Source organism: Syntrophotalea sp., from assembly GCF_050253115.1.
GTDB classification, from domain to species: domain Bacteria; phylum Desulfobacterota; class Desulfuromonadia; order Desulfuromonadales; family Syntrophotaleaceae; genus Syntrophotalea; species Syntrophotalea acetylenica.
Window position 1 is genome coordinate 1 of the sequence record NZ_JBFWJQ010000157.1, and the last position, 4326, is coordinate 4326.

Here is a 4326-nt window from a genome sequence, read left to right on the forward strand (position 1 = left end):
AGTCTAATCTCCTTTTCAGGGTCAACGCCCCAGTACAACATCCAGCCTATAGCCTATCTACTCCGGAAAGCTCTATCTTACCCCCGGAGCGGTCAACGACCGCTTTCTTTCATATCATCTCCTTTACGATGTTGACGGTTCCGGGTGAAATATCGATGCTGCAAAATAATTATCGGGAAACGGCTCTTTCCCGGCGTGGCGGCGTCAATCCGCAGGCTTGCTTGTCACTCGGGCCATCCCTGGCCCTCGCCCTTCGGGCAGCCGGAGGCTGTTCACTTTGCTATCCTGCGCGTGATGCGGTGTACCGATGTACGCCTTCGCTCAATCCCTCGATTCCCTTGCCACAACGAAAAATGGCTCGTTTCCCATATGAAAACTACGCTTTATCCATCCGGAGTTTCCGGATGGACACTACATAAATATCGGGCAGGTCGGTTGAATGCAACCCTTTTAAGTTCCACCAGCCCCGGCGGAAAGCACGAGGAGCCAACATGACGGATGCCGCTCCGCGATTATACAGCCGCGCCTTCTGGGCCATGTCGTTGGCCAACTTTTCCACGGCCGCCGGTTTCGGGGTGTTCTTTCTTTTCCCCCTGTTTATCGAGGATCGCGGAGGGTCGGAGGCCGACATCGGCATTATCATGGGCCTGTTCGGCCTCGCGGCAACGCTGTGCCGTCCCTGGGTTTCGAATCTGGTCGATCGCGCCGGGCGACGGCGCAGTTTCACCATCGGATCTTTAATGATGGTTGTTCTGCCGGTCGGCTATATGTTGCTGTCCGGTCCTCTTGCAGGGGTTTATCCTTACCTGCTGGTCTTGCGCATTTTGCACGGCGTCGGCATGGCAACCTGTTTTACCGCAGCCTTTACCTATGTGGCTGATATCGTGCCTCCGGAACGCCTCAACGAGGGGATCGGCATGTTCGGCATTTCCGGGTTGATTGGCATGGCGGTCGGCCCCGCCCTGGCTGAATTTGCTCTCAATCATTACGGCTTTACCGCCATGTTCGGAGCTGCATCGCTGCTTGCCTGTATCGGGCTGGTCGCCCACCTGCCGCTGGCCGAGCCTTTGGCCGAAAGCCTTCGGGCAGATGGCGAGGCGACTTTTTTTGGCATATTGAAGCGCACCAAGATATTGACCGTCGCGCTGCTTGCGGTCATGTTCGGTGTCGGGCAGGCCGGCGCCGGTAATTTTGTTGCGCCGTTGGCGGCGGCGCGGGGTATTGCTCATGTTTCGTGGTTTTTTGTCGCCTATTCCCTGGCTGCGGCGGCAGTGCGGCTGTCGGGAGGCCGTCTGGCCGACCGGGTCGGCGAACTGCGCGTTATTCCTTACGCCCTTGTCCTTACAGGAGCAGGTCTGGCGGGCATTTCCCTTGTTCAACACGGTCTCACCCTTGCCATGCTCGGGGCTGTCACCGGTTGTGGCCACGGGCTGCTGTTTCCCTCACTCAACTCTCTGGCGGTGCGCGGCGAACCGTCGCAAATTCGCGGCAAGATCACCGGCATCTATACCGGTGCCCTTGACGGCGGCAATTTCGCCGGTTCCATCCTGCTGGGTTATATCGGCGAGTACCTGGGGCTGCAGGTTCTGTTTGTGGTTGCCGGCCTGGTACTTGTCTGCGGATTGATGGTGCTCCCCCGGGCGGTGGACCGTCCGGGGGGCGGGATGCAGCGCTGATGACCGGCATCGGTTGTGGTGGGGGTGCTATCCGGGCTTTGTCGGTTCCCTGCCATTGGTCAGGCGTTTCGATTGATTCTGGGCCTTGCGTGCGATGGCCTGGGTTTGCAGTTCGGTCCAGGCAGCCAGGTTGTTTTTCTGCATGACCTTGAAGTTGGAAAGCAACTCCTTGAGCCGCTGTGCCTGTTGGGCGAGAGTTTCGGTGGGCACGGTGCTTTCCAGATCAGAGGCTGACCCTTTTTGCAAATCTTCTGATTCGGTTACCGGTTCCGGTTCATGGTTGACGCCGAGGGATTGTTCCCTGCTGGCCACGGCAATTTCGGAAGCCAGATCGGTGATTTTTCCGATGCCGGCAACGATTTTGCGCAGGGTCTGGGCAGTGTGATCGGCCAGTTCGGAATCGGATCCGCTGCCATCCGCAGTGTTTTCGAGAAGGTCGGCGGTTTCCTTGGCCGCCCGCCCACTGCGTGCGGCGAGATTGCGCACTTCCTCGGCGACGACAGCAAAACCTTTGGTCCGCTGACCGCCGCGTGTCGCTCCCATGGCTGCATTGAGCGTCAGCAGGTTGGTCTGAAAGGTGATCTCGTCGATGAGCTTGATGATTTTGGATATGTCTTCAGCCGAGGCGTTCATTTCCGCAACGGTATGCGCCATTTCCTCTTGCAGGGTTTCGCTGTCCGTCGTGTGAGGCGATTCGGCGGTCGGTGCTTCCTGGCTTGCCGATACGTGGGTCGCGCAGTTGGCGACCTGATCCGCTATGTCCTGAATTTCCTGCACCAGTTCATTCAGTGCAACGTTGGCCCGGGCCAGCGGTTTGGCGATCAGGCCTTTGGCTTTAAAGGTGAAGTCGCCCTGGGCGAGTCTGTCAAAGGCGGTATGGATTTCTTCTTGCAAATTGTCGGCAAAGTGATCGACCGCGCCGGCGATCTCACCGATTTCATCCCTCCGCGTCATGTTCAGCCTCTGGTCAAGTTTGCCTTCCTCCAGGTTCAGAATCATGTCAAGGGTCTGCTTGAGCGGCCTGCTGATGTTGCGCGCCATCAGCAGGCCAATGACAACCGCCAGCACCAGCACCATGGCAGCGACAGCGGTAGCCGAACGGATGATGGAAAACAGCCCGGCCTTGACCGAGTCCTGTGCGGCCTGCAGGTCGTCTTCGTTGAACACGGCGAGGATGATCCAGTCCGACGGCTCGAAATAGGCGACTGCAGCGGTGCGCAAGCGGGGGTTTTTCTCGCCCTTTCCGCGGAAGGCAAACTGTTCGAAAGCCACCGGGATATCCGATTCGTTGTCGGTATGCAGGGCCAGGGCCTTGTCGATCAGGCTGCGGATGAAGAACCGGCCATCCCGGTGGTCCTGCAGATCCAGCAGGCTGGTACCTTCCAGCTTGCCCTGGCGACTTATCTGCACCACCCCACGATGTTCGTTCTTGCCTCCCAGGATAAAGACTTCCCCGGTCTGTCCGACCTGCATGGCTTTGATGCCCTGCCGCAAGCTGGCGACATTCTCCTGCTTGGCGCCATGGTAAAGTACTCCGACCACCTCTTTGTGGCCTTTATCCCAGATTGGCTGATAGGCCGTGATATACCACGCGTTGACCACAAAGGCCCGTCCCAGGAAGGTTTCGCCGCGCAGCACCGCCTTGACAACTTCGTTGGGGGTGCCATCGGGATTGAGGGCCGGGATATAGGTGCCGATGGCCCGCATGCCGTTGGTTTGAATAACGTTGGTGGCGATGCGCAGCATGTCGCCATCTTCGTTGATGCGCTGGAAGACACTGGTGGTGCCGCCAACGAGTTGATGTACTTCATCGATCAGGGGCGTCGGGTGGGCGGCATCGCGATTCTGCCCGAACCACCGGTTGCCGATGAGCATTTTAGGCAGAACAAGGGATCTGGTTTCCTTGGTGAACTGGTTTACCGCGACCCATCGGATCGTCGTGGGGGCGAAGGAAATACCTCCTTCCCGATGCAGCAGGGTGTCGGCGACCTTGAGGTTGTTGAGCACCGTTTCGGTCACCGATTCGCGCATGACCTCGCACATCAGGTGAATGCTGCGAGCTACCTTGGCGGTTTCCTGGCGTGCCTGGTTTTCGATGATGCCGGTTACTCGCTGGCCGATGCGCTTTTCCTGAAAATGGGTAATGCCGACAATTGCTGCGGCGGTCAACACCACGAGGGCAACCCCCATGGCGATGATTTTTCCCTGGATTTTCATCACGATCCTCTTCGGAGAATTAAACCGCTTACCGGCCCGTCGGTTCCCGGCCGAGCGGCCGTCCTCTGGCTGGCACCCTTGCCGGCCGTTCCGCACCAGAGCCTCGGGCGCTCAGCGGCTACAGTCAGATGGGCGGGTATTGCAAGGGAAAAGTGGAGACCGGTCCAGAGTTGGAGGAAAATGTTTTTTCGACAACATTATTCTATGATCTGAACTTCGTGTGAAAATATAGCATCGATTGCCGGTGATTAAAATAGGTGAGATTTCTGGCCCCGAACGATTCTTCTCGGCTGTCATGCTGTCCTCGACGGCGGCAGGCGATGCTCTGGTCGGCTGGAAAAGGTAACGGCAGTGTTTTTGTCAGCTGATTTAGGGTAAGGATGATAGAATGTTATCGCTGCCGGACGGTTTGCATCGCGGCCCTGGAAGCCGT

At 58.0% G+C, this 4326-nt stretch carries 2 protein-coding genes; one reads left to right on the forward strand and one right to left on the reverse strand.

Features of this window, described 5'->3' with window-relative positions:
* Positions 1-491: 491 nt before the first annotated feature.
* Positions 492-1676, forward strand: coding sequence for an MFS transporter (locus AB7E65_RS12100; protein ID WP_428746034.1), 1185 nt, complete (start codon positions 492-494; stop codon positions 1674-1676).
* Positions 1677-1703: 27 nt separating this feature from the next.
* Here AB7E65_RS12100 and AB7E65_RS12105 read toward each other — a convergent pair whose 3' ends face one another.
* Complete coding sequence (locus tag AB7E65_RS12105) at positions 1704-3893, reverse strand: methyl-accepting chemotaxis protein (RefSeq protein WP_072286976.1); 2190 nt, start codon at positions 3891-3893, stop codon at positions 1704-1706.
* Positions 3894-4326 lie beyond the last annotated feature (433 nt).

Bases quoted from the DNA above. Each gene is read 5' to 3' on its own strand.
- AB7E65_RS12105 (WP_072286976.1), bottom strand. From the start codon at position 3,893: ATGAAAATCCAGGGAAAAATCATCGCCATGGGGGTTGCCCTCGTGGTG.
- AB7E65_RS12100 (WP_428746034.1), top strand. From the start codon at position 492: ATGACGGATGCCGCTCCGCGATTATACAGCCGCGCCTTCTGGGCCATG.